Origin of the sequence: Rhodococcus sp. LB1 (assembly GCF_001583455.1) — a bacterium.
Classification (GTDB): Bacteria; Actinomycetota; Actinomycetes; order Mycobacteriales; family Mycobacteriaceae; genus Rhodococcus_F; species Rhodococcus_F opacus.
Genome location: NZ_LTCZ01000020.1, coordinates 1 through 25,441, shown reverse-complemented (window position 1 = coordinate 25,441; position 25,441 = coordinate 1). Strand labels below are relative to the sequence as shown.

Annotated in this window: 24 protein-coding genes; 16 read left to right on the top strand and 8 right to left on the bottom strand. The window is 67.2% G+C overall.

The genetic code is table 11. The features are described from left to right. Positions 1–14 precede the first annotated feature (14 nt). From AZG88_RS04345 to AZG88_RS04335, 3 genes are read left to right on the top strand one after another with little or no spacing between them, the layout of a single operon-like run. Positions 15–1,712 carry a PHA/PHB synthase family protein gene (locus tag AZG88_RS04345; RefSeq protein WP_005237952.1) on the top strand — a complete coding sequence of 566 codons (1,698 nt, stop codon included), beginning with the start codon at positions 15–17 and terminating at the stop codon, positions 1,710–1,712. 27 nt (positions 1,713–1,739) lie between these two features. Further along, positions 1,740–2,192: a MaoC family dehydratase gene (locus AZG88_RS04340; RefSeq protein WP_061697025.1), complete on the top strand. Its 453-nt coding sequence runs from the start codon at positions 1,740–1,742 to the stop codon at positions 2,190–2,192. Then, positions 2,189–3,019: an alpha/beta fold hydrolase gene (locus AZG88_RS04335; RefSeq protein WP_025431576.1), complete on the top strand. Its 831-nt coding sequence runs from the start codon at positions 2,189–2,191 to the stop codon at positions 3,017–3,019. The genes AZG88_RS04340 and AZG88_RS04335 overlap by 4 nt, the downstream gene beginning before the upstream one ends. A gap of 20 nt (positions 3,020–3,039) precedes the next feature. Here the strand turns inward: AZG88_RS04335 and AZG88_RS04330 are convergent, their stop codons facing one another. From AZG88_RS04330 to AZG88_RS04315, 4 genes are all read right to left on the bottom strand, one after another. Next, positions 3,040–4,755, bottom strand: coding sequence for an alpha/beta hydrolase (locus tag AZG88_RS04330; RefSeq protein WP_061697024.1), 1,716 nt, complete (start codon positions 4,753–4,755; stop codon positions 3,040–3,042). A 129-nt stretch (positions 4,756–4,884) separates the two neighbouring features. Continuing rightward, positions 4,885–5,262, bottom strand: coding sequence for an SHOCT domain-containing protein (locus tag AZG88_RS04325; protein ID WP_005237956.1), 378 nt, complete (start codon positions 5,260–5,262; stop codon positions 4,885–4,887). 76 nt (positions 5,263–5,338) lie between these two features. Continuing rightward, positions 5,339–5,788, bottom strand: a complete 450-nt coding sequence (locus AZG88_RS04320) for a DUF6325 family protein (protein ID WP_005237957.1) — start codon at positions 5,786–5,788, stop codon at positions 5,339–5,341. 80 nt (positions 5,789–5,868) lie between these two features. Further along, a complete protein-coding gene (locus AZG88_RS04315; protein ID WP_005237958.1) occupies positions 5,869–6,093 on the bottom strand; it encodes a three-helix bundle dimerization domain-containing protein in 225 nt (74 codons plus the stop codon). A gap of 219 nt (positions 6,094–6,312) precedes the next feature. Here AZG88_RS04315 and AZG88_RS04310 point away from each other — a divergent pair, with 219 nt between their 5' ends. From AZG88_RS04310 to AZG88_RS04290, 5 genes are read left to right on the top strand one after another with little or no spacing between them, the layout of a single operon-like run. Then, the gene (locus tag AZG88_RS04310; protein WP_005237959.1) at positions 6,313–6,711 is read left to right on the top strand and encodes a DUF7144 family membrane protein; all 399 of its coding nucleotides are present in this window, start codon (positions 6,313–6,315) and stop codon (positions 6,709–6,711) included. 24 nt (positions 6,712–6,735) lie between these two features. Further along, on the top strand, positions 6,736–7,578 hold the full coding sequence (gene ppk2, locus AZG88_RS04305; RefSeq protein ID WP_005237960.1) for a polyphosphate kinase 2: 843 nt from the start codon (positions 6,736–6,738) through the stop codon (positions 7,576–7,578). Positions 7,579–7,605: 27 nt separating this feature from the next. Further along, on the top strand, positions 7,606–10,365 hold the full coding sequence (locus tag AZG88_RS04300; RefSeq protein ID WP_061697023.1) for a cation-translocating P-type ATPase: 2,760 nt from the start codon (positions 7,606–7,608) through the stop codon (positions 10,363–10,365). Between the two features lie 10 nt (positions 10,366–10,375). Continuing rightward, positions 10,376–12,091 (top strand): SulP family inorganic anion transporter, encoded by a 1,716-nt coding sequence (locus AZG88_RS04295; protein WP_005237962.1) that lies wholly within the window; start codon positions 10,376–10,378, stop codon positions 12,089–12,091. A 26-nt stretch (positions 12,092–12,117) separates the two neighbouring features. Further along, positions 12,118–12,384, top strand: coding sequence for a PLDc N-terminal domain-containing protein (locus AZG88_RS04290; RefSeq protein ID WP_061044305.1), 267 nt, complete (start codon positions 12,118–12,120; stop codon positions 12,382–12,384). Here AZG88_RS04290 and AZG88_RS04285 read toward each other — a convergent pair. Together AZG88_RS04285 and AZG88_RS04280 are read right to left on the bottom strand one after the other, a co-directional pair. After that, the gene (locus AZG88_RS04285) at positions 12,351–13,700 is read right to left on the bottom strand and encodes a diacylglycerol/lipid kinase family protein (protein ID WP_061697022.1); all 1,350 of its coding nucleotides are present in this window, start codon (positions 13,698–13,700) and stop codon (positions 12,351–12,353) included. The genes AZG88_RS04290 and AZG88_RS04285 overlap by 34 nt on opposite strands. A 132-nt stretch (positions 13,701–13,832) precedes the next feature. Continuing rightward, complete coding sequence (locus AZG88_RS04280) at positions 13,833–15,863, bottom strand: phage holin family protein (protein ID WP_061697034.1); 2,031 nt, start codon at positions 15,861–15,863, stop codon at positions 13,833–13,835. A gap of 34 nt (positions 15,864–15,897) precedes the next feature. Here AZG88_RS04280 and AZG88_RS04275 point away from each other — a divergent pair, with 34 nt between their 5' ends. Both AZG88_RS04275 and AZG88_RS04270 read left to right on the top strand, forming a co-directional pair. Continuing rightward, complete coding sequence (locus AZG88_RS04275) at positions 15,898–16,680, top strand: MBL fold metallo-hydrolase (protein ID WP_005237970.1); 783 nt, start codon at positions 15,898–15,900, stop codon at positions 16,678–16,680. Positions 16,681–16,855: 175 nt separating this feature from the next. Beyond that, positions 16,856–17,389 (top strand): potassium channel family protein, encoded by a 534-nt coding sequence (locus AZG88_RS04270; protein WP_025431572.1) that lies wholly within the window; start codon positions 16,856–16,858, stop codon positions 17,387–17,389. Here the strand turns inward: AZG88_RS04270 and AZG88_RS04265 are convergent. Then, entirely contained in the window at positions 17,386–17,793 is a 408-nt protein-coding gene (locus tag AZG88_RS04265; protein WP_025431571.1) for a DUF7144 family membrane protein, read from the bottom strand. The genes AZG88_RS04270 and AZG88_RS04265 overlap by 4 nt on opposite strands. Before the next feature lie 165 nt (positions 17,794–17,958). Here AZG88_RS04265 and AZG88_RS04260 point away from each other — a divergent pair, with 165 nt between their 5' ends. Next, a complete protein-coding gene (locus AZG88_RS04260) occupies positions 17,959–18,357 on the top strand; it encodes a DUF7144 family membrane protein (RefSeq protein WP_005237978.1) in 399 nt (132 codons plus the stop codon). A 6-nt stretch (positions 18,358–18,363) separates the two neighbouring features. Continuing rightward, positions 18,364–19,719, top strand: a complete 1,356-nt coding sequence (locus AZG88_RS04255; RefSeq protein ID WP_061697021.1) for a hypothetical protein — start codon at positions 18,364–18,366, stop codon at positions 19,717–19,719. On the opposite strand, the gene AZG88_RS04250 is transcribed toward AZG88_RS04255, so the two are convergent. Then, on the bottom strand, positions 19,697–20,689 hold the full coding sequence (locus AZG88_RS04250) for a GlxA family transcriptional regulator (RefSeq protein WP_025431569.1): 993 nt from the start codon (positions 20,687–20,689) through the stop codon (positions 19,697–19,699). The genes AZG88_RS04255 and AZG88_RS04250 overlap by 23 nt on opposite strands. 71 nt (positions 20,690–20,760) lie before the next feature. On the opposite strand from AZG88_RS04250, the gene AZG88_RS04245 reads away from it, so the two are divergent. From AZG88_RS04245 to AZG88_RS04230, 4 genes are read left to right on the top strand one after another with little or no spacing between them, the layout of a single operon-like run. Continuing rightward, on the top strand, positions 20,761–22,080 hold the full coding sequence (locus AZG88_RS04245; protein ID WP_061697020.1) for an MFS transporter: 1,320 nt from the start codon (positions 20,761–20,763) through the stop codon (positions 22,078–22,080). Positions 22,081–22,130: 50 nt separating this feature from the next. Then, complete coding sequence (locus tag AZG88_RS04240) at positions 22,131–23,981, top strand: AMP-dependent synthetase/ligase (RefSeq protein ID WP_061044302.1); 1,851 nt, start codon at positions 22,131–22,133, stop codon at positions 23,979–23,981. Positions 23,982–24,020: 39 nt separating this feature from the next. Beyond that, entirely contained in the window at positions 24,021–24,782 is a 762-nt protein-coding gene (locus AZG88_RS04235; protein ID WP_005238003.1) for a MerR family transcriptional regulator, read from the top strand. Positions 24,783–24,839: 57 nt separating this feature from the next. Next, on the top strand, positions 24,840–25,229 hold the full coding sequence (locus AZG88_RS04230) for a DUF5313 family protein (protein WP_005238004.1): 390 nt from the start codon (positions 24,840–24,842) through the stop codon (positions 25,227–25,229). Positions 25,230–25,441: the final 212 nt, after the last annotated feature.

Here is a 25,441-nt window from a genome sequence, read left to right as displayed (position 1 = left end):
CCGAAAGCACAAGCGTGAGCGACACTCCCCTCCCCACCATCCCCGACGAGCTCACCGCTCCCCTCGACCTTCTCCTCACCAGCGGAAGCCGCAGCGTCGCCGCCCGCATGCTCCCCGACAGTTCCTGGACCCGTCTCGGGGTCGGCCTCGCCGGCCGGCCGGGTACCGTCGCCCGGCGCGGCGGCGCCCTCGTCCGCGAACTCGGCGCCATCGCCGCCGGCACCTCGGATCGAACTCCCGCGAAGTCGGACAAACGGTTCGGCGACGCCGCGTGGCAGCAGAATCCGGCCCTGCGCCGGGCGATGCAGGCGTATCTCGCGACGTCGCACACCGCTGCGGCCCTGCTCGACGACGCCGAACTCGACTGGCGTGACCACGAGCGGATGCGGTTCGTCCTCGACAACCTCGTCGAAGGCCTGTCCCCCACCAACAATCCACTTCTCAGCCCGCTGGGCTGGAAGGCAATGGTGGACACGGGCGGCCTCAGCGCGGCACGCGGAGTCCGCGCGCTCGTCCGCGACATGCTGTCGAAACCGCGCGTGCCCGCCATGGTCGAACCCGACGCGTTCGCCGTCGGGGAGGACGTGGCTGCGACGAAGGGTGCCGTGGTCCTGCAGACCCGCACCTTCGAACTGATCCACTACACGCCGCAGACGGAGAAGGTCCACGCCACACCGCTGTTGATCGTCCCGCCCGTCATCAACAAGTACTACATCCTCGACATCGCACCGGGCCGAAGCCTGATCGAGTACCTCCTGCAGCAGGGTCAGCAGGTCTTCGCGATCTCCTGGCGCAACCCCCACGCCCGGCACCGGGACTGGGATGCCGACACCTACGGCTCGGCGATCGTGGAGGCGCTCGATACGGTGCAGTGCGTCGCCGGGACCGACAGCGCCCACGTCCTGGGCACCTGCTCGGGTGGGATTCTCGCGGCGATGGTCGCGGCGCATCTCACCGAGATCGGTGAGGGCGACCGCATCGCCGGCCTCACCCTGGCCGTCACCGTGCTCGACCAGACCCAGGCCGGCACCGCGGCTGCCGTGATGAGCGAGCGCGCCGCCGCGGCCGCGATCCGCGACTCGGCCGCCAGGGGTTATCTCGACGGCCGCACCCTCGCCGAAATGTTCGCCTGGCTAAGGCCGAGCGACCTGGTCTGGCGGTACTGGGTGAACAACTACGTGCAGGGCCGCGCTCCCGCCGCCTTCGACGTGCTGTTCTGGAACTCCGACACCACCCGCATGACGGCGGCACTGCACCGCGACCTCGTCCTGCTCGGCCTGCGCAACGCGCTGACGGCTCCAGGGGCGGCAACCATGCTCGGCACACCCGTCGACCTGTCCACCGTGGCCGCCGACGCGTACGTCGTCGGCGGCTCCGCCGACCACCTCTGCCCGTGGCAGTCCACCTACCGGAGCGCTCGACTCCTCGGCAGCAAGGACTCCCGCTTCGTGCTGTCGTCGAACGGACACATCGCCTCACTCGTGAACCCGCCGGGCAATCCGCGGGCGTCCTTCCGATTCGGGCAGCCCGTCCCGGAGACTCCCGACGAGTGGCTGGCCGCGGCGGAGACCGCGTCCGACTCGTGGTGGCCCGACTACGCCCGCTGGCTGGCCGAGCGCAGCGGACCCGACGTCGACGCACCCCACGGCCTCGGTGCCCGGCAGTTCCCGCCGCTCGCCCCGGCACCGGGCACCTACGTCCATCACAGCTGACCCGCACGACACGATCAGAGGCACACCATGACCATGAACCTTGCCCACCCCACCGATCTCCTCGGGCTCGTCGGACAGACCATCGGAACCACCGGCACGCTCAAAATTGCTCAGGATCAGGTGAATCTGTTCGCCGACGCGACCGGGGACCACCAGTGGATCCACACCGATCCCGAACGCGCGGCCCGTGGCCCCTTCGGCAGCACCATCGCTCACGGCTATCTCACGCTGTCGCTCGCCCCGAGCATCCTCGCCGAGGTTCTCACCGTCGACGGCGTGCACGCCGCCCTCAATTACGGCCTGAACAAGGTGCGGTTCCCGGCGCCCGTGCCCGTCGGTTCCGCGCTGCGCGTCACGGTGTCCGTGATCGCCGCGCAACGGAAACCGGCCGGCATCGAGGCAGTCTTCGGGTTGACCTACGAGATCGACGGCGGAACGCGTCCAGTGTGCATCGCGGACGTCGTGGTGCTCTACACGTGAGCGTGACCGAATTGTTCGGTGGGCGCGACCAGTTCGACGACAAGGTCGTTCCGGTCGGTGGTCGGCGGATCCGGGTGCGGATCCGCCGCGGGACCGGTGTGCCCCTGGTCCTGTGCAACGGCATCGGAGCCGGCCTCGAAGTGCTGGACCCGCTGGTCGCCGCGATGGATCCGAAGGCGACGATCATCAGTTTCGACGTGCCCGGTACCGGGGGTTCGCCGGCATCACCGGTCCCGTACGGGATTCCTGCCCTCGCGTGCGGCCTGAGCCGCCTCCTCACCGAGATCGGGGTCGATGTCGTCGACATCCTCGGCCTGTCCTGGGGCGGAGCGCTGGCCCAGCAGTTCGCCCTGCAGAACCCGCAGCGCTGCCGGCGCGTCGTCCTCGTCGCGACCGGGACCGGGGCCCTGATGATTCCGGGCCACCCGCGTGTGCTCGCGAAGATGCTGACTCCGAGGCGGTTCACCGACACCGGCTATGCGGCTGCCATCGCCGGCGACCTGTACGGTGGCACGGCCCGCCTCGGCGGTGAAGCCGTCGCGCAAGTCTTCGGAAAACAGATGCACACGGGCTCCCGCATCGGATATCTCCACCAACTCCTCGCGGGGGCGATGTGGACGAGCCTGCCGATACTTCCGCTCATCCGGCAGCCCACACTGATCGTCGCGGGCACCGACGACCCGATCATTCCCATCGCCAACGCCCACATCATGAGCGCGCTCCTGCCGCACGCGACGCTACACCTGCACCCCGGCGGTCACCTCGACATCGTTACCAACGCAACCGATCTCGCACCCGCTGTCAGGTCCTTCCTCGCGGCGCCGTAGCCGTCGGCGCACGCGACAGGTCAGCCGTCCTCCCCCATCTCGGCGAGCGTCGTCCGCAGGCGGTCGTTGTCCGCCGGGGTCCAGCCGTCGGGCGACAGGATTGCGTTCCACGCGTCGGCGATGTCGACGACGTACGTGTGTCCGTGCCCGTCGGGAACGCCCGTCGACACCGCCATGTCGGCCGCCACCTGAAGGAAAGTCACGAACGGGAACCACTGTGTGCTGTCGAGGACGTCGTAGCCACGGTCCTCCTTCAGCCAGTCGGGCTCGCTCAGCAGGAGTTCCGGTGACCACCAGACGATCGGGTCCGACGGGTGTTGGAGATAGACCATCCGTGGCCGTCCCCACGGGGCGTCGGGGCGGGGCAGGTCCTCCGGTGCGCGTGCTCCGAAGCGGACGGTCTCCCCCTGCTCGTAGATCGGCAGCCATTCGGGCGAGCCCGGATCGCGGTTCGTGGTGACATCGGTCCATATCTCGTTCGCGTTCGGCGGCCCCGTGAACAGCACACCGTCGGTACGGGCCTCGACATCGTCGACACTGCCGAATGCACTTTCGCCCCCGAAGGATCCGAGGCTCTCTCCCATCACGACGAGTTTCGGACGAGTTTCCGGTGGCAATACCTTCCACTTGTCGTACACCGCGTCGAACAACGCCTCCCCGGCCTGGTGGGCACGCTCCTTGTCCACCAGGAAGGACAGCCAACTCGGCAGATAGGAGTACTGCAATCCGACCATCGCGGTGTCGCCGTTGTACATGTACTCCAGCGATGAGGCGAGACTCTCGTTGATCCACCCGGTACCGGTGGTAGTGGCGACGCCCACCACCGCACGATCGAACCCGCCGGCGCGTTCGAGTTCGTCCGCTGCCAGCTGGGCGTTCCCGCTGATCGAATCACCGCCGCTGGCCAGCCCGGCGTAAGTCCGGATCGGCTCCACCGCGGGCCGCCCACCATTGAACGCGGACAATTCTTCGACGGTCGGGCCACGCGACATGAAGGAACGGCCCTGCCGCCCCAGCGAATCCCACGTCACGAGCGAGTCCGGTCCGCCCGAACGCAGCGACGACGTCGGCGGCTCGTCACCGGCCTTGGTCTCCTGGTTGACGGCGGCGAACGAATTGTTCAGCCCCGACATGATCACGCGCACCGCCGCGCCGTTGACGAGTGCGAACAGCAGCGCCACCACCAGTACGCCGATGACCGTCGCCGAGATCCGCCGCGGCACCACCCGGCTGATCTTGCGTTCGACCCACCACACCGCCCGCAGCAGCACCCGGGCCAGCGCCACCAACCCGACATAGATCAGCACCGCCACGACCACCACGACGAGATACCCGAACCACGGGAACGGTGCGGCACTCATGATCGCCCGCAACTGCGACTGCCAATCCCAGAACCACACCAGCATTGCCGCGGTTCCGACGATTCCGATCACCGACGTGACCCGGCGCACCACTGTCTTCACACGGGTAGGCGCCTCCCGCTGCACGAGGTAGCGGACCAACTTGGAACCGAGGAATCCGATGGCGTAGCCGAACGCCGCCGATACGCCGGTGACCAATCCCTGGAAGAACGGACCGCGCGGCAGCAGTGTCGGCGTCAACGACAGCCACACGAACAGGACCGCGACCACCAGCCCCCCGAAGGCATAGCGGTCCGGAAGCCAGCGGCGATACCCGGGTGGCCGGACGGGACCGGCTTCGCGCTCGGGTGCACCATCGATCACATCGTTCGGCACCTGGCAAGCGTAGCCGTCACCGAGCCGCTATCGACAGCAATCCGCAATCACATCACGTCCGGTGAACACCGAAGCCCACCTGGGATGTTCGCATTCGGACAGGTCTGCCCGGCCGACCGCCGGCGGACGCTACGCCAGTGTCTTCGTCTTGATCGCCTGGAACTCGGCGTCGGTGATCGCGCCGGAATCGAGCAGCGCCTTGGCATCCGTGATCTGCTGAGCCGGAGACTTTCCGGCGACGTCCCGGATATAGGTGTCCTGCGCTTGCCTGTGTTGCTCGGCGGCGGCCATCGACCTCTTCGCCATGCCGTCGCCCCGGGCGATCACGTACACCAGTGCCGACAGGAAGGGAATGACGAACAGCAAGAGGATCCAGATCGCCTTCACCCACCCCGACGTCTCGCGGTCCCGGAACAGGTCCGAGATGATCGAGAACAACACGGACAAGTAGGCCGCGAAGGCGAAACAGACGAAGATGAACCAGAAGAACTCCCAGAAGCCTTCCATTTTCGACGCTCCGTCCACTCGGTGTTCCGGTCAGGAGGCCAGGACTCTGGCCTGGCACGATGTGCTCCTCGAAATCTCAACTAGTGGCGTCGAGCGTGTCGAGCGCGGCCAGAATTCCCTGGACGGGGATGCGTCCCGAGGCCACGAGCTGCGCGCCCTCGCGCCGGAGGGCGGAGGCGAACGGTGCGGCCCAAGTGTTCTCGTAGACGAGAATGGCCCCGGAACAGCCGGGGGCGAGGACGGCAGCCGCATCCTCGAGGTCGGTTCGGTCGATCAGACCCGTCGTCGCCTCGGCGAACACCGTCACGTCCACACCGCCCTCGAACCCGAGGTCCTCGACGGCGATACCGGCGAGCGATCCGTCGGCTTCCTTGCGGACGAAGACCAGATCGAGCACTCGGATGATGTTTCGTTCGACCAGGTCGATGAGAAGGGGCAACGCCGATCCGTCGGGTCTCCGGTCGGCAGGGAACTCGACGACGAGATAGTCGATAGGTCCGAGTTCGTCGAAATCGGTGTCGTTCACTGCAGGACCTCTCCTCTGAAGACAGCAGCGGCAGCCACACACGGCGTCGCCCTAGTATTACCCAGCCCACGACGACACCGCTAGAGCACAATGTCACCAGCGGCCGGCACCGTACTGTCGGCAAGGTCGCGCCGGGCCGCCTTCTCCACCAGGAGCGGGACGAAGTCCCGGATCCTGCAATCCGCGAAGCGCTTGTGAACGGTGCGCACGGCGTGCTCGATGTCCACGGGTGAGACGGACGGGTACCGAGTCATCAAGCGCTCGATGACCTGCTCGACCTGAAGCAACTCGTCGTCACCGATCATCGACTCATCGTCGTCCCGCTGCGAAACCATCGTCAAGACACGAAATGGCCTCTCGAGCAACTCGGTTCGGTGTCAGGACCGTGAATATTCATGACTCTGGGATCAATCCAGTTTCCGGAGTACTGCCCGGAAATACGGTTTCACGACTACTACCACGCGGAAACGGCGGACAATGGTGGTACCGGGCCGCCCGGCTCGCGGTAGGGGAAAGGGACGGTCATGTCCGAGACAACGTCGGTCAAGCAGGGCGTCGCGGCAGGCACTTCGATCGGGGCGGCCATCATCATGGTGACCGTGGGCATCATCCAGTTCTGCCAGGGAATCGCCGCGGTCGCCGAGAACGAAGTATTCGTGTCGGGAGTGAACTATGTCTACAAGTTCGACCTGACCACGTGGGGCTGGATTCACATCGTGCTGGGTGTGCTCGTTGCGGCGGTCGGCCTCGCGCTGCTCACCGGCGCGGGATGGGCGCGGGTGTCCGCGATCGTGATCGCGGCAGTCTCCATATTCGCCAACTTCCTGTGGCTGCCGTACTACCCGTGGTGGTCGGTGCTCATCATCGCGCTCGACGTCGTGGTGATCTGGGCCGTGTCGACCTGGCAGCCGGATCGGGTCTGAGCAGTCGGCGGCCGGGTCGAAACCGTGGGAAAGAAGACGAAGCACGAGAAGTCCGGGCTCGACCTGTCCCGGCCAGGCGGTGCCGAGCCCGCCGCACCGATGAAGAACAAGGAGTACAGCCGCCTGCTCCGCCCACTTCACGGCGAACTCGTCGCATTACAGGAGTGGGTGAAATCGACGGGCGCGAGGATCTGCATCGTGTTCGAGGGTCGCGACACCGCCGGGAAAGGCGGCGTCATCAAGGCGATCACCGAGCGGGTCAGTCCGCGCGTGTTCCGTGTCGTCGCCCTGCCCGCCCCGACGGATCGCGAGAAGTCGCAGATGTACGTGCAGCGGTACCTGCCCTATCTCCCGGCCGGCGGGGAGATCGTCATCTTCGACCGCAGTTGGTACAACCGCGCGGGCGTCGAACGGGTGATGGGCTTCTGCACCGAGGAGGAAGCTCAGCAGTTCCTCCAACTCGTCCCGACGGTCGAACGCGCGATCGTCGACTCGGGCGTCATCCTGCTGAAGTACTGGCTGGAGGTGAGCGAGGACCAGCAGACGCTGCGCCTGCAGAGCCGGATCGACGATCCGCGGAAGATCTGGAAGCTGTCGGACCTGGACCTGAAGTCGTACACCCATTGGTACGACTACTCGCGGGCACGGGACGAAATGTTCCACTTCACCGACACCGGTTGGGCGCCCTGGTACGTCGCGGTCAACGACGACAAGAAACGCGGTCGGCTCAACATCATCAGCCATCTGCTGAGCCAGATCCCCTACGAACCCCTCGAACGCCCCGACATCACCTTGCCGGAGCGGCGGGGCCCGCACGGCTACGAGGCGCCGAGGCAGCCACTGCACTGGATTCCCACCCCCTACTGAGGATCCGAGCCGAAAGGACGAGCGGTCATGGTCTCGACGGAACCCACGCAAGCGCAGACGGCCTGGCATGCACAGGACGCCGACGTCGTCGTGTCCGCACTGGCCTCCGATCGGCAGGCGGGGCTGACGGCCGGCGAAGTAGACGAACGTCGCCGACGGTACGGTCCGAACGAGATCGCCTCCGAGCCGCCGCCGTCGATGTGGTCGATCGCGTTGCTGCAGTTGAAGGACCCCATGAACCTGATGCTGGTCGCGGTGGCCGTGGTCAGCATCGTCATCGGCGAAATCCCGACGGCGATCGTGGTCGCGGTTCTCGTCGGGCTCAACATCGTGCTGGGCACACGGCAGGAAGTGAAGGCGCGCGCCAGCGTCGACGCACTGGCGAAGATGCAGACACCGCAGGCGAGGGTGGTCCGCGACGGCACTCTGACCGAGCTCGACGCCACCGAACTCGTGCCGGGTGACGTCGTGCAGCTCGAGGCGGGTGACATCGTCCCCGCGGACGGCCGCCTGCTCACGACGGCCACCTTGGAGACGCAGGAGGCGGCACTGACGGGTGAGAGTGCACCCGTCGCGAAGGACCCCCAGACGCTCGGCACCATCGACGTTTCTCTCGGCGACCGCAGCAACATGGGCTTCCAGAACACCTCGGTCACCCGCGGCACCGCCACCATGGTGGTCACCGAGACGGGCATGCACACCCAGATGGGCCAGATCGCGTCGATGCTCTCTGCGGTCGCGCCGAGCAAGTCCCCGCTGCAGCGCGAACTGGACTCGCTCACCAAAGTACTCGGCGTCATCGCGTGGACTTCGGTGGCGATCATCGTGATCATCGGGGTGATTCGCGGACAGGACGTGACGACGCTTCTGCTGCTCGGCATTTCCATGGGGGTCTCCGCGATCCCGACCGGTCTGCCGACGTTCGTCCAGGCGATGCTGGCCTACGGCGCACGGCAGCTGGCCGACGCCAAGGCTATCGTGAAGAACCTCACGGACGTCGAGACGCTCGGCGCGACCAGCGTAATCAACTCGGACAAGACCGGCACGCTGACGATGAACCAGATGACCGTGCGGTCGTTGTACTTCCACTGCCGGTGGTACACCGTCGACGGTGAGGGTTACGCCAAGTCGGGGAAGATCACCCACGTCGCGGGCGAGGCGGTCCCGGATTTCACGCTGCTCGCGTACGGGTTGTGCCTCGACAGCGACGCCACGGTCTCCGGCACCGGAGAGGTCGTCGGCGACCCGACGGAAGCCGCGCTGGTGGTGCTCGCGGCGAAGATCGGTGTCGACGCCCCACTGACCCGGCGAACGTATCCGCGCGTCGCCGCCGTGCCGTTCGACTCCGCGTACAAGTTCATGGCGACGTTCCACCATCTCGAGGTCGATGGCAGAACTCAGTTCGTGGAACTGGTCAAGGGCGGGCCCGACGTGGTCCTGGCGCGGTGCGCGACCGCCTTCCGGACCGGCAGGCAGGAGGTCCCGCTCGACGAGGTCCGGGAGGAGCTGACGGCAGCGAACCGGACGATGTCCGAGAAGGGACTTCGCGTGCTGGCCTTCGCGGTCCGCCGCCTCGACGGGCAGGAGGAGGCCGCGGTGGCCGACCCCATGTCCTACGTCGCGGACCTCACGTTCGTCGGCATGGTCGGCATCATCGACCCGCTTCGGCCGGAAGCGATCGAATCGGTGCGCACCGCCCACGAGGCCGGCATCGACGTCCGCATGATCACCGGCGACCACGCGATCACGGCATCCGCGATCGGCGCCGAACTCGGACTCGGACCGGGCGCGATCGGTGGTGCGGAACTGCAGGCCATGACCGATGAAGAACTGTCGGCGGCCCTCCCGAACCTGCACGTGTTCGGCCGCGTCACCCCTCAGGACAAACTGCGCCTGGCCGACATCATGCAGAAGAACGGCGCCGTCGTGGCGATGACCGGGGACGCCGTCAACGACGCAGCCGCACTGAAGAAGGCCGATATCGGCGTAGCCATGGGCTCGGGCAGCGAAGTCACCAAACAGGCGGGCAAGATGGTGCTCACCGACGACAATTTCGGGACCCTGATCACCGCGATCCGGTTGGGCCGCAACATCTACGACAAGATCGTGTCCTACATCCGATACCAGATGTCGAAACTGTTCTCGCTGGTGCTGCTGTTTCTCGTCGCGAGCATTTTCGACATCAACGACGGGGTCGCGCTCACCCCGCTGATGGTGCTGTTCCAGCACTTCTTCATCACGCTGTTCCCGGTCGCGGTCATCATGCTCGACCCGCCTGCACCGGATCTGATGAACAAGCCGCCCCGCGACCCGCGGATGCCGATCGCCAACCGGCGGGCGTTCGTGCAGTGGCTCGCATACGGCGTCCTGCAGTTCGCCGTCACGCTCGCCGCGATGCTCCTCGCGCCGGGCGAGATGAGCACGACCGAGGCGAACGTTCCCATGACGACGGCGTTCGTGGTGCTGTCGTTCGGTTCCATCCTCGCCGGGCTCGTCATGCGACGCGACCCGGAATCCGGGCTCACCCCACCGATCCTCGGCGCATTGAAGATCCTCTCGATCCCGACCATCGTGACGGTGTTCGCGGTCGAGGCCGGGTTCCTCCAGGACCTTCTCATGACCACGTCGCTGACCGGCGGCCAGTGGCTCGCCTGCCTCGGGTGGTCACTGATCATCCCGATCGTCGTCGAAGCGGAGAAGGCGTTCCGGCGCCGGCGCCACCTCCACTCGGAGCCGCCCGCACCGATGACCGCCCCCGCCGCCGTCGACCCCCAGCGCGCACGCTGAGGCCCGGACCATGTCCTGGACAGGTAGCCTCGCGCAGTTGCCGGGCATCGCGACGGCCCGGGCGTACCACCGGGAGTGGCTGCGCCCCGACATCACCGCCGGGCTCGTCCTCACCGCCCTGCTCATCCCCGCCGGGATGGGGTACGCGGAGGCCGCCGGGTTGCCCGCCTACGCCGGCCTCTACGCCACGATCATCCCGCTCCTCGCGTATGCCCTGGTGGGGCCGTCGAAGATCCTCGTGCTCGGCCCGGACTCGTCGCTGGCGCCGCTCATCGCCGCGGCGGTACTGCCTCTCGCCGTGGCCGACGACCCGGAGAGCGCGCTCGCCCTCGCCGGAATCCTCGGCGTCCTCGTCGGCCTCATTCTCCTCGTCGGCGGATTCCTGCATCTCGGCTTCGTGACCGAACTGCTGTCGAAGCCCATCCGGCTCGGCTACCTCAATGCGATCGCGCTCATCGTCGTCGTCGGCCAACTGCCCAAGCTGCTCGGGTTCTCCGTCGACGCGTCCGGCCTCATCGGAGAGATCGGGGAGATCGGACAGTCCGTGATACAGGGCAACATCGACCCCGTCGCCGCCGCAGTGGGCATCGGCTCCCTCGCCGTCATCATCGGGTTCCGCATCTGGGTGCCCCGCATCCCCGGCGTCCTCGTGGCCGTGGTCGGCGCGATCATCCTGTCCGCCGCACTCGGACTCACCGACGACATCGGGATGGTCGGCGCCCTGCCCGCCGGCCTGCCGCTGCCGTCGTTCGGCGGTGTCGACTGGGGGGACGTGGGGAACCTCGTCGGCCCCGCGGCCGGTATCGCCCTGATCGCGTTCGCCGACACAGGCGTGCTGTCCCGCACGTTCGCCGCCCGGCACGGTGAAGACGTGAACGGCAGCACGGAGATGAAGGCGGTCGGCGTGGCCAACATCGCCGGTGGACTGTTCGGCGGGTTCCCCATCTCCGCCAGCGGGTCGCGCACCCCGGTGGCCGAACAGAGCGGCGCCCGCACCCAACTCGCCTGCGTCGTCGGAGCACTCGCCGTCCTGGTCTTCGTTCTCGTCGCCCCCGGGGTCACCACGTACCTCCCCGACGCGACACTCGGGGCCGTGGTGATCGTCGCCGCCACGGCGCTGGTCGATGTGAGTGGAATGATCCGGATGTGGCGCATGAGCACCGTGGAGTTCGGACTCGCCGTCGCGGCCTTCCTCGGGGTCGCTTTGGTGGGCGTGCTGCAGGGCATCCTCGTCGCGATCGGGCTGTCCTTCGTCGCGGTGGTCGCGCAGGCCTGGCAGCCGTACCGCACGGAACTCGTCCGGACGACCGACCGCCCCGGCTTCCATGACGTCGAACGCCACCCCGACGGCGTCCGCATCCCCGGGCTGGTGCTGGTGCGCTTCGACGCTCCCCTCTTCTTCGCCAACGGCGAGATCTTCGACGAATACGTGCGCTCGGTGGTGGCGACAGCGCCGAGCCCGGTCGAGTGGGTGGTCGTGGCCGCCGAGCCGATCACCGGTCTCGACACCACTGCCGTCGACGAACTGGTCGACCTCGACACGTATCTCGAGGGGAAACAGATCCGTTTGGCGTTCGCGGAGATGAAGGGTCCGATCAAGGACCGGCTCATCCGGTTCGGGGTGGGCGACAGGTTCGACGCGACACGCTTCTATCCCACCATCGACGCCGCCGTGGCCGCATTCCACAGTCGAGCCGATCACACCGGCGATCCGACCGACGACTGAACCGACCACAGGACGGGGTGCGACGCATGGATTCCTTCTGGACGATCTTCTGGCTCGGTGCCATCGCCTTCGCGTTCCTGGCGTATCTCCTGCTGCTGTTCGCGATCAGCGCCGACCTGTTCCGCGACGACCGGACATCGGGGTGGATGAAGGCGTTCTGGGTGTGTTTCCTGCTCCTCGTTCCGTTCGTGTCGGCACTGATCTACGTGATCCTGAAAAGCGACGGCATTGCCGAACGATCGAGTACCACCACCCGAATTCAGTCTCGGGGCGCCGACCCGGACGCAGGGTGAGGTCGGTACGCCGTCCGCCACAGTCGAACCCAGTCGAACGCCGGTGCAGCGGGACGCACCCCGGGCCTCGTCCTGGGCACCCGCACCCGCAAGGCGTCCGGTTCGATGGTGCACCGCACCGGAGTGCGGAGCAGGAGGGATTCGCCGTCGACTCCCACGGGGATCTCCGGTGTGTCGGCGTCTACGATCACCTCCATCGGCGTTTCCTGCGTCAGGCCGCGCACATTGGTGCGGCGCAGCAGACCGACCGCCTGTCTGGTGTTCGCCACCGACAGGGTGACCGCGCCGAGGACGCCGCGATCGAGACGGTCCCGGCGGCTCAGACCCGCCAGATCACTGTTGCCGTAGGGATTGTTGCTCACCAGGACCGCCTGCGGTCCCTCCACGGCAGTCTCACCGATCCGCGCTACCAATCGAGGCCCGGCGTGCCCGGTGAGCAGATCGGGGAGCAGCGTCAGCACTGTCGCGGCCTTGTCGTCGCGGTATGCGGGACTGCGCACGATCTCGGCGTAGACCCCGAACGAGGCATTGTTGACGAAGGTTCGACCGTTGATGGTGCCGAGGTCGACGCGCAACTCGACACCGTCCCGGAGTGCGTCCAGCGATCGGGTCGGATCGGCGCGGTCGAGTCCGAGATCCATCGCGAAATGGTTGCGGGTTCCGGCACTGATCACGAGGAACGGCAGGTGGTGTTCGGCCGCGACCGCCGCCACGAGCGCCTGGGTCCCGTCTCCGCCCGCCACTCCCAGCAGATCGGCCCCTTTCGCGACGGCCTGCTGGGCCAGTGCGGTGACGTCGACGGTGGCCGGCCCTTCGAGCAGCACGACGTCGGCGCCCAGTTCTTCGGCTCTGCGCTTCAGGTCGAATTTCGCGACCTTCCCGCCACCGGAATGCGGATTCATGATCAGGAAAGGGAGCTGCGCGGGCGGGGCAGGGTATTCGGGCATGGTCGTCTCCGCACGTCTGCCACGCAAAGCGGCGCGGGCGCAGACGACGGCCAGCAGAGCGAGCACGTACGCGAGCAGCACCACCCACAGCAGGTGCGCGCGGATGAACAGCGTCAGCACGACGATCGGCGCGACGATCGCCACGCCCAGGGAGATCCACCTGAGTATTCCGCGCCGGGTGAGGAACCAGTACAACGCCGCCACCGTGACCACGACGCCACCGGTCCCCACGATGAGCAACGCCACGGTGCCCAGCACCCCGGCGAACAGGATGGGCACCGCCGCCGCACCGGCGGCGAACACGAACGCCACACGGGCCCACCACCGCCGGCCACGGTCGCCGGTATCGGGGATGCCTGATCTGTTCACGTGACTACCCCCTCGACGGCGGCGCGTACTTCCTCACAACGGTCCGACTTCCCGTCGTCATTCCATCTTCCGCCGTGCGCAGAGGCGATCGCAGCACATTGCACGTCTTGGGCTGCGGGTCTTCGCCGGCCGTCATGGGCCGGTTCCCGATAGGTCGCGTGCGCGCGGTCCCGTCGAAATATCCCGCCAGCCGACGAGCACCGTGTGCACGGCCTCGGCCCCGTGCAGCGGGTCGGGCGGTGCGGGCAGGTCGGCGGGGTAGATGAGGAACGGAGTGCTCTGCGGTCCGCCCATTCCGCCGTGTGAGCCGACCTGCTCCTCGAACGCCGCGACCTCGTCCGTGTCGGGCCAGTACGTGCCACCGACCATGATGTCGGCAACGTTGTCGAAGGTGTCGGTGCGTCGCACCTTGGCCAGCGCGTCAGGGCCCATCACCGCGAGCGGATTCTCGCCGGTGACCTCGCCGGTCTTCAGGTCGACCTGTCCGTGGGGCCCGAGCACCACGGACCCGCCCGGGGCGGCAACGAGCAGGAAACCGACCCCGGGATGCTCGCGCAGCCCGGTGAGCAGCCCGGGATGGGCAGCCTCGATGGCATTGACATCGGCGCGGCCGGGCAGGTGCGGGAAGTAGACCAGACCGAGATTGCCCGAGCCGAGCACAATCGGCTCGCCTGCGGAGGCGTGCGCCTCCTCGCCGGCCGTCGGCGAGTGCACGCTGGCCGCGGCGTAGCCGAGCCCCTCCGCCCCGGGCTGGTGGGAGACATCGGATTCGCGCTCGTACCAGTGGCGCTTCACCGCGACCGGTTCGCGCTGTGCGGCAAGCCGGATGACCAACTGCCCCAGAGTTTCCCCGTAGCGTTGCAGGAAGGTCGCGCCCTGGCTCTGCCCGTGATCGGACAGCACGACGACGCGGTAGGGCCGATCGGCCTGCTCCACCACGGCGAGCACCATCTCGACGACGTCGTCGAGTTTGGTCAGCACCGCCAGGGTCTCCGGCCGGGAAATTCCCGAGTGGTGCGACACCTCGTCATAACCGATCAGGTCGACGTAGACGACACTGCGCCCCTTGATCAGATCGCCGACCACCGCGGCGGCGGCGACGTCGGTGGCGAGCACGGTCGCGAACGCCCGCACGAACGGATAGACCCCGCCGCGCGGCACCCGCGGCTGGATGTCCTTTCGCTTCTGCCGCAGTGACTGGCGTAGCTCCCGTTGCAGTTCCGCGAACATCCGGATGAACGTGCGCAGCGCGCTCGCCGGGTCGGCGAAATAGTCGCTGTAGCCCGCACCGCCCCCGAGGCGGGCACCGCGCATGCGACTGACGACGAGCACGTTGTCCTGCGCGCCGCCGGTGAACAGGTTGCCGCGGCTCGCGCCGTCGTGCGCCAGCAGGCCGGGGATGTCCGTTCGTTCGAGTTCGCGCTGCTCGTTGTCGGCCGGGTTGCTGAACACCGAAATGTGCTCGGTCGTCTTGTCGTACCAGCGAAACGCCGGCACGTTGTGGTTGGAACCGTGCAGCACGCCCAGCTGGGTCGCACCCGTCTGACTGCTCCAGTCGGTGTGCCACGGCACCAGCCGGTGAGTCTCGCGCACCAACTTCGCCAGCCCGGGCGTGACGCCGTCGGCGATCGCGCGGCGCAGCACGTCGTAACCGAGGCCGTCGATCTGGATACACAACAGCCCCGGGGACGCGTCGACGAGCGCGGCGTTGCGACGCAACCGAAACCGCTGTCGGCGCACCTGCATCAGTCGGTACGCGGTATCGGAGCGGGACGCGATCGCGCCCGAAATCACGGAGGTGAACAGCGAGAGCAGCGCCGCGAGGTAGAACGCATCGCGCGGCTGGTCCACCGACGCGACCGGTACCAGGTACAGCGTCAACAGCATGATCACACCGCCTGCGAGGAACACCCCGACGAACAGCAGCACCGGGCCGATCCACGACATGAACCGCATCATCACCGGCCACAGCGCGGCGTTGAGCAGGCCGAACACCAATGCGAGCACCAGCGCGGCCGGGAGCGTAGGTAGCGGAGCGAAGCTCGATTGGTCCAGGACGATGCCGCGGAGGATGCGGTCGAGCACGATGATCGCGAGCGCCGACGACCCCCAGAGCACGAAGAACTCGACGAGCACCCGCACCACGCCGCCCACCGTGCGCATCGCACCGCCTTTCGTCATCTGGAATCGTAAGGGTGTGAACGCAACGCCGTGGTCGGATGCCACCGCATCCGGGGTGCGCTGGCTCGGACATGCCAGCGCGCTGATCGTGGACCGCGGGACGGTCGTCCTGACCGATCCGGTGCTGACCGACCGCGTCGCGCACCTACGTCGTCGCCGAGGGCCCGCGCCGACCGGGCCGCACGTGCGTAACCCGGACGCCGTCCTGCTCTCGCACCTGCACGCCGACCACACCCACCTGCCGTCGCTGCGGCTGCTCGATCCGGACGTCCCGATCGTGGCCCCGTGGCGGGCGATCGACGGCCTGCCCGCGCTGCGCCAGTTCGCCGACCGCCTGGTGCTGCTGCGACCCGGCGACGAGACAAGGATCGGCAAGGTCACGGTGCGCGCCGTCCCCGCCCGACACGACGGCCGGCGCTGGCGGCGCGGCCCGGAGCTCGCGCCCGCGATCGGGTACGTCGTCGAGGGGGACCGGCGGACCTATTTTGCCGGTGACACCGACCTGTACCCGGACCTCGCCGACCACGTCGGCCCCGTGGACCTCGCGCTGCTACCCGTCGGGGGCTGGGGTCCGACACTCGGCAAGGGTCACCTCGACCCGTCTCGGGCCGCGGTCGTCGCGCGTCTGGTGGAGGCGGGACTGGCGGTGCCGATCCACTACGGCACACTGTGGCCGGTCGGCCTCGACGCCGTGCGCCCCCGGTTGTTCTTCGGTCCGGGCGCCGAGTTCGTCCACCACGCCGAGCGGGCGGGTGTCGTTGCGGTGGAGTTGCATCCGGGTGACGAACTCGGCATGTGAACTCGGTTGCCCTGAAACCCTGCCGATCGACGGGTAATTGCGCTCCGGAGCACAAAGACGACCAATGTGCTCTGGTCGGCTCCTCGATCGGCGGAAACTGGAAGATGGTGTTCCGGGCGGTCCCGACCTGGGACCCCGAACGGATCCGAGCGCAGCCGACGACGAGAAACGGGCGGTGACGGTGGCCGAGGACGGCGTGCGAAGTCTCTCCCGACGTGCGCGGGTGCGTGTGCTGGTGCCGGCGGTGCTGCGCCCGGTGTGCGCCACGGTGGTGCTGGTGAGCGCATATTTCCTGCTGCCCTTCACCACGGTGGACAACCTGCGCACCGTGTCCATGGTGGTCGGTGGTCTCGCTGTGGTCTGCGCGGTGTACGTCTGGCAGATCCGCAGGGTGCTGCGTGCCGAGTACCCGGTCGCGCAGGCAGTAGAGGCGTTGGCCGTCACCGTGGGGGTCTACCTCGTCGCCTACGCGACGACGTACTTTCTGCTCTCGTACTCGGGGCCGGACAACTTCGACGAAGCGCTGACCCGCCTCGACGCCCTCTATTTCACCTTGACGGTGTTCGCCACGGTCGGGTTCGGTGACATCGTGGCCACCACGGAGGCCGCGCGGGCGGTGGTGTCGGCACAGATCATCGGCAATCTGATCCTGATCTCGTTGGGCATCCGTGTGCTGACAGCCTCGGTTCGCTGGCGGCGGAAGCCCTAGAGCGTCTCCTCGTAGCCCGGCTTCCATGTCGCGACAGCCCAGATCACGAACACGTCCAGCACGATCATCACGACCGACCACCACGGGTAGTGGGGCAGCCAGAGGAAATTGGCGAGGAGGGAGAGAGCACAGATCACCATGGCGCCGACACGGGCCCATGTCGCCCCGGTGAACAACATGACACCGACGGCTGCAACGATCACACCGAGCACCAGGTGAATCCAGCCCCACGCGGTCGTGTCGAACTGGTAAATGTACTCGGGACCAGCGACGACGAGGTCGTCCTGCATGAGCGCCGAGACGCCCGAGAGCACATGGAGAATTCCGATAGTGAGCAAAACTATCGCCGCCACCATGGAGGTCGCGGCCGCGACCCCCTGCTTGACCAACGACTCGTCGGACATCGCGATCCCCTTCCCGGACATACATTGGCCTGCAAATATTTTCCGTCGCCGCGTAGAGCGAGGTCAATACGCGTACGTCCGGGCATCTTCCAGACAAAGGGTGAACCGACGGGGGATACTTACTTACGCCAGTTCATTTCGTACGGTGACGAAAGAGGAACGGTCATGTCCGATGAATCGCTGGTCAAGCAAGGTGTAGCAAAGGGAACGTCGATGGGCGGGGCGGTTCTTCTCGTCACCGTCGGCGTGCTCGAATTCTTCCAGGGGATCTCCGCGATAGCCAAGGACGACGTGATCGTCGTCGGCATCGAGTACACCTACCAATTCGACGTCACTACATGGGGATGGATTCATCTCGTGCTCGGCGTGATCGTTGCGGCCGTCGGTGTGGCACTGTTCACCGGGGCCACCTGGGCACGTGTCGGCGCGATGGTGCTGTGCGCCTTGTCGATCCTCGTCAACTTCCTGTGGCTGCCCTACTACCCCGTGTGGGCAATCACGATCATCGCGCTGAACGCCGTCGTGATCTGGGCGGTCGCCACCTGGAACCCCGAAGTGATCTGATCCGCAATGGAAGACGGCACGAGCACCGGCCCACTCGACAAGGACGAACGCACCGAACTCCTCCGGTTGCGCGACGAGGTCCCACCCCGGAACGGATTGCGCTGGACGGCCGTCACGATTCTGCTGGTCCTGGTCGCCGTTCTCGCACTCGCGTCGGTCACCGCACGCTTCACGAGAAGTCAGATCCTCGACACCGACCGCTACGTGAGCACGGTCGCCCCCCTCGGTGCGAATCCGGCCCTCCAGGCGGACATCACGAACCAGATCACCGACGAGATCTTCACTCGAGTCGACGTCGAGGGGCTCACCAAGGACGCACTCGAAGCACTGACCGACGTCTCGAATCTCGCAGCGAACGCTCCCCGGCTGGACGCGGCCGTGATCGGCCTCGCACCGGTGATCACGAGCCAGGCAAAGAACTTCGTCCACGACACCGTCAGCTCACTCGTGCAGTCCCAGCAGTTCGAGGACCTCTGGATCCAGGCGAACCGTTCGGCGCACAACGCGCTCGTGGCGGTGATGACGGGGAACTACGGTCTCAGCTCGGTGGAGGTCGACCAGAGCGGCACCGTCAGCATTTCTCTGGGCACCGTCATCGAGAATGTGAAGGCCGCGCTGACCGAGCGTGGTTTCGCGTTCGCCGACAAGATCCCCGCGGTCGACAAGCAATTCGTGCTGTTCCAGTCCCCCGAACTGGTGAAGGCGCAGCGCGCCGTCAATGCCCTCGACAAGGCGTCGGCGATCCTGCCGTGGCTGGGAATCGCCTGCGCCGCCGCCGCGGTCGCCGTCGCCCCCACCGGCCGACGGCTGCGCGCGCTCTCCCTCGCCGGCCTGTCCATCGCCCTGGGAATGCTCGTCCTCGCGATCGGGATTCTCGTCGGACGCGCCATCTACCTCGACAGCGTCCCACCCGACATCCTGTCGCCCGACGCGGCGGCAGCGGTCATCGACACCGTCCTGGTACCGCTGCGGACGAGCCTGCGTGCGGTCGCCGTCCTCGGTCTGGTGATCGCGATCGGCGCCTTCCTCGTCGGCGGCTCGGCGTCCGCGACCGCCGTGCGTCGCGGCTATGGGCAGGCACTGGACTTCGCCCGCAAGTCCGGCGCCGGCCGACCGCCGAACGAAGTGGAACGGTGGGCCAACCAGCTTCGAGTTCCGCTGCGCTGCGCCATCATCGGCGTCGCGGCTCTGCTGCTGATGTTCTGGCGCTATCCCACCGGACTGGTCGTGTTGTGGATCGTGTTCATTGCCCTCCTCGCGCTGGCGGCACTCGAACTGCTCATCCGCCCGGCCCGCACGGCCACCGCGCGGGACGACGGGACGAAGGAGGACTCGGGATCTACGCCGGTGCCTTCGTCTTGAGCGCCTGACCCCGAAACGTTCTGCGATACGCCGACGGTGGGACGCCGAGCACGGCGCCCATGTGCTGACGCAGTGACACCGCCGTCCCGAAACCGACCTCGCGGGCGATGACGTCGACGGACAGGTCGGTGGTCTCGAGGAGTTGCCGCGCGCGGTCGACCCGGTGAGTGATCAGCCAGCGGTTCGGGGTGGTGCCGACCTCTTCACCGAACCGCCGCGTGAACGTGCGGACACTCATGTTCGAGTGCGCGGCCATTCGGTTCAGCGTCAGTGACTCACCCAGCCGATCCAGCGCCCAGTCCCGGGTGGCCGCGGTGGACTCGGCCGTGGTCTCCGGGATCGGCCGCTCGATGTACTGCGCCTGCCCGCCGTCGCGCCACGGTGGGACGACGCATCGGCGCGCCACCTGATTGGCGACGTCGGAGCCGTGGTCGCGGCGCACGATGTGGAGGCAGAGGTCGAGTCCGGCCGCAACGCCTGCCGACGTGAGGATGTGCCCCTCGTCGACGAACAGCACGTCGGGATCGACCCGGACCTGCGGATAGGTGCGCTGGAAGTGTTCGGCGTTGCGCCAGTGTGTGGTGGCGCGCAGACCGTCGAGGAGCCCCGCCGCGGCGAGGATGTAGGAGCCGGTGCAGATGGAGACGTAGCGCGTGCCGGGCCGGACGAAGGCGAGGGCCGCCTCCAGGTTCGCGGGCAGACGCCCGTCGTCGTAGGCCGGGCCGAGTTCGTAGGACGCGGGGATCACGACCGTGTCGGCCTCGGCCAGCAATTCGGGCCCGTGATCGACGGACACCGAGAAATCGGCGTCCGAACGCACGGGCCGTCCGTCGGCCGTGCAGGTCTGCACGTCGTACAGCGGATTCCCGTCGGCGTCGTGCGCTCGGCCGAAGACCCGCGACGGAATGCCGAGTTCGAACGGGATCACCCCGTCCAGGGCGAGCACGACCACCCGATGACGTTCGATCATGGCCAGATTCTTTCGCATGTTGTCATTCTGGCAGCTTTCCCGGGGCCGGGCACACCCACCAGACTTGCCTGGTGACTTCCGAGATCGCGCCGCCCGGCCCGCCCGCGCCGCTCACCGACACGCGCCCGCCGCGACTCCACTACGCGTGGCTGGTCGCCGCCGTCGCGTTCCTCGCCCTCGTGGGGGCCGCCAGCTTCCGGGCGGCGCCCTCGATCCTGATCGACCCCCTGCACGAGGACTTCGGCTGGTCGCGGGCGAGCATTTCCTCCGCCGTGTCGATCAACCTGGTGCTGTACGGACTGACCTCGCCGTTCGCGGCGGCGCTCATGGAACGCTTCGGCATGCGGCGGGTGGTCACTGCGGCGCTGGTCCTGGTGTCCGCCGGCAGCGGACTGACCGTCTTCATGACCGCCACCTGGCAACTCGTGCTGCTGTGGGGCGTGCTCGTCGGGCTGGGCACCGGGTCGATGGCGCTCGCCTTCGTGGCCACCGTCGTCGACCGCTGGTTCGTCGCCCGCCGCGGCCTCGTGACCGGCATCCTCACCGCGGGCAGCGCCGCCGGACAGCTGGTGTTCCTGCCGATCCTCGCGATGGTCGCCGAGCACTACGACTGGCAGACCGTGGCGCTGACGGTGTCGTTCGCGGCCCTCGCCGTCGTGCCGCTGGTCCTCGTGTTCCTGCGCAACCGGCCGTCCGACGTCGGGACGGTGCCGTACGGCGCCGGACCCGACTACGTCGCGGAACCACCCGCCCCGACCGGTCGCGGCGGCGCGGCGGGCCGGGCCGTGACGGTGCTGGTGTCGGCGGCGCGGACCCGGGTGTTCTGGCTGCTGGCCGGTACGTTCGCCATCTGCGGGGCGAGCACCAACGGACTCGTCGGAACCCACTTCGTTCCGGCCGCGCACGACCACGGCATGCCGGTGACGGCGGCGGCGAGCCTGCTGGCGGTGATCGGGATCTTCGACGTGATCGGCACCATCGCGTCGGGGTGGTTCACCGACCGGTTCGATTCACGCAAGCTCCTCGGCATCTACTACCTACTGCGCGGGATCTCGCTGATGCTGCTGCCGATCCTGTTCGCGAACACGGTGCACCCGCCGATGATCGCGTTCGTCATCTTCTACGGACTCGACTGGGTTGCGACCGTACCCCCGACGGTTGCTTTGTGCCGCAAACACTTCGGCGGCGACGCACCCATCGTGTTCGGCTGGGTGCTGGCGTCGCACCAGATCGGCGCCGGCATCGTGGCGTTCCTCGCGGGATTCGTGCGCGACCAGTTCGGTGGATACGACTCCGCGTTCTACGTCGCGGGCGGACTGTGCGCGATCGCCGCCGTGATGTCTCTGGCCATCGTCGCGAAACCCCGCAAGGTGGCGGCCGAGCTCGGTTGACCTCCGCCGAAACCACTCCCCCGGGCGGCCCCGGTTCCTAAGATCGATACATGGCAGCTCAGCGTGCGTCGGACGAGGTCATTGACCGCTCCAAGATCGAGAATCGGGCTCCGTCGGTAGCCGCATTGTTCGTGGATCGGGTGGCCCACTCACCCAACCGCGAAGCGTTCCGATACGTCGACGCGGCGGACCCGAAGAAGTGGTCCAGCGTCACCTGGTCCGAGGCGGGCGACCGTGTGCGCAACCTCGCGGCCGGACTCATCGTCCTCGGCGTGCAGGCCGAGCAGCGGGTGGCGCTGGCTTCCGCCACCCGCTACGAATGGGTGCTCGCCGACCTGGCCGTCATGTGCGCCGGCGCCGCCACCACCACGGTGTATCCCACCACCACGGCTGGCGACGTCGCCTACATCGTCGCCAACTCCGGCAGCCGCGTCGTCTTCGCCGAGGACGACGTACAGCTCGCCAAGCTGCGGGAGAACCGCGGCGAACTCGGCGACGTCGAGAAGGTCGTCCTCATCGACGGCAGTCCCGGAGACGACGACTGGGTGATCACGTTCGACCAGCTGCACGACCTCGGCGAGGAACTGCTCGCCGAGACCCCCGACGCCGTGCACGACCGGATCGAGGCGATCGGCCCCGACGACCTCGCCACCCTGATCTACACGTCCGGCACCACGGGCAGGCCCAAGGGTGTGCGGCTCTCGCACTCGGCGTGGACGTACGTGGCGGCCGCGATCGACGCCACCGGCATCCTCGACGCCGACGACCTGCAATACCTGTGGCTCCCGCTGTCCCACGTGTTCGGGAAGGTCCTGCTCACCCTGCCGTTGCAGATCGGTTTCGCGACGGCGGTCGACGGGCGCGTCGACAAGATCGTCGAGAATCTCGCGGTGGTCAAACCGACGTTCATGGGCGCGGCACCCCGCATCTTCGAGAAGGCGTACGCGCGGATCGTCTCCACCGTGCGCGAGGAAGGTGGAGTGAAGGAGAAGATCTTCGACTGGGCGATCGGCGTCGGACTGCGGGTGTCGAAGGCCAAGCAGGCGGGCAAGAGTCCCTCGATGCTCGACTCCGTCCAGCACGCCGTCGCGGATCGGCTGGTGTACAGCACGATTCGCGAACGGTTCGGTGGCCGCCTGAAGTTCTTCATCTCCGGCTCCGCGGCGCTCAATCGTGATGTCGCGCAATGGTTCGACGCCGTCGGCATCGTCGTCCTCGAAGGGTACGGACTGTCCGAGACCAGTGCCGCATCGTTCGTCAACCGCCCGTCGGCCTACCGGTTCGGCACCGTCGGCTGGGCCATCCCGGGCACCGAGACCCGGATCGGCGACGACGGCGAGATCCTCATCAAGGGTCCCGGCGTCATGAGCGGATACCACGAGAACCCCGAAGCCACAGCCGAAGCGCTCACCGACGACGGCTGGTTCCGCACCGGCGACATCGGCGAAATGGACGAGGACGGCTACCTGCGGATCACCGACCGCAAGAAGGACATGTTCAAGACGTCCAACGGCAAATACGTCGCACCCTCCGCGGTGGCGGCCACGTTCAAGGGCATCTGCCCCTACGTCGGTGAACTCATCGTCGACGGCGAAGGGAAGTCGTACTGCGTCGCCCTGATCTCCCTCGACGCGGAATCGATCGGCGAATGGGCGAAGAATCACGACCTGGGCGGCAAATCGTTCGCCGAGATCGCGAACGCCCAAGAGACCCGCAACCTGATCGGCGGTTACGTCGAAGAACTCAACGCCGGACTGAACCGGTGGGAGCAGATCAAGAAGTTCCGCATCCTCGACCGGGAACTCACCGTCGAGAACGGCGAGATCACACCGAGCATGAAGCTCAAGCGCAAGGTCGTGATGACCAATTTCTCCGACGAACTCGAAGATCTCTACAACTGAGTTGACCCTCACGCGACGTCAGGCTGCACGGTAGAGGACGTGAGCGAGAAACACACGGTCGGCGTGGTCGCCAGGCTGGTCGGAGTGAGCGTGCGCACTCTGCACCACTACGACGAGATCGGCCTGGTCACACCGTCCGACCGCACATCCGGTGGGTACCGCAGCTATTCGGACGCCGACGTGGAACGTCTGCACCGCGTGCTGACGTACCGCGAACTGGGTTTCCCCCTCGAGGAGATCGCAGCCCTCCTCGACGACCCGGACGTCGATGCCCTCGCGCATCTACGGCGACAGCACGCGTTGCTGAGCGAACGGATCGATCGCTTACACGAAATGGCTGCTGCCGTGGAGAAGATGATGGAGGCGAAAAGCATGGGCATTCAGCTCACCCCCGAAGAGCAGAACGAAATCTTCGGCGACAACTGGCCGGGCGAGGAGTACGCCGCCGAGGCCGAAGAGCGCTGGGGCGACACCGACGCGTGGAAGCAGTCCCAGCAGCGGTCCGCGAAGATGAGCAAGGAGGACTGGAAGCGAATCAAGGCCGAGGGAGACGCATTCGAGGCGTCGCTCGCGCAGGCGATGGCCGACGGTGTCGAACCCGGATCCGATCGGGCCAACGCCCTCGCCGAGGAACACCGCGCCGGCATCGAACGGTTCTACGACTGCGATCACGCAATGCAGGTGAACCTCGCCGAGATGTACCTCGCCGACGACCGCTTTCGCCGGCACTACGACGACGTCGCCCCCGGTCTGGCGCAGTACGTCCGGGACGTCATCGTCGCGAATGCGGAGCAGCAGTAGCGGGAACGGAGCGAACTCGACGACGTTCGCTCCGTTTGTCAGCACTATCCTGAAACCATGTCCGATGCGCAGCGTCCCAGCCCCAGTCAGTACGTCGGGTATCTGTTCGGTCGCACGCTGCCGGATTCGATGCAGGACTGGGTCCGCAACGACCTCGTCGGGCCGGGAGCCTCGGTGCGGTACGTCCTCCGTTTCATGCTTCCCGTCGTCGCGGTGCTGGCGTTGTTCCTCCTCATCCCCGGTCCGATCTGGATTCCGCTGGCGATGATGGCCCTTCTGCTGCTCCCGCTGCTCTACTTTGCGGTCGCGCTGATGAACATCTACCGTCGCCACCGTCTGCTCAGTCACGGCCTCGATCCGGACCTCCTCAATGCGAAGGCGCAGCGTCGCGCCGACCGCACGCGCGAGGACTACGAGCGCCGCCACGGCCGCACCGAGGACCAGTAGCAGCAGCGTGATGCATCACACCCTCGCCGCGAGAGTGATGCAGCGCACGTGAACGATCGATAAGTAATGCGTTAAAGTGGCGGCGTCCGAGTGGGTAATCCCACGAACCGCGTACCCCACAGGGTGCAGCGCTGGTTCCGACAGCCTCGACGGGAAGAGCAGTCATAGATGACAGTCACAGATTCGGCGGTCACGCCCGATATTCACACGAC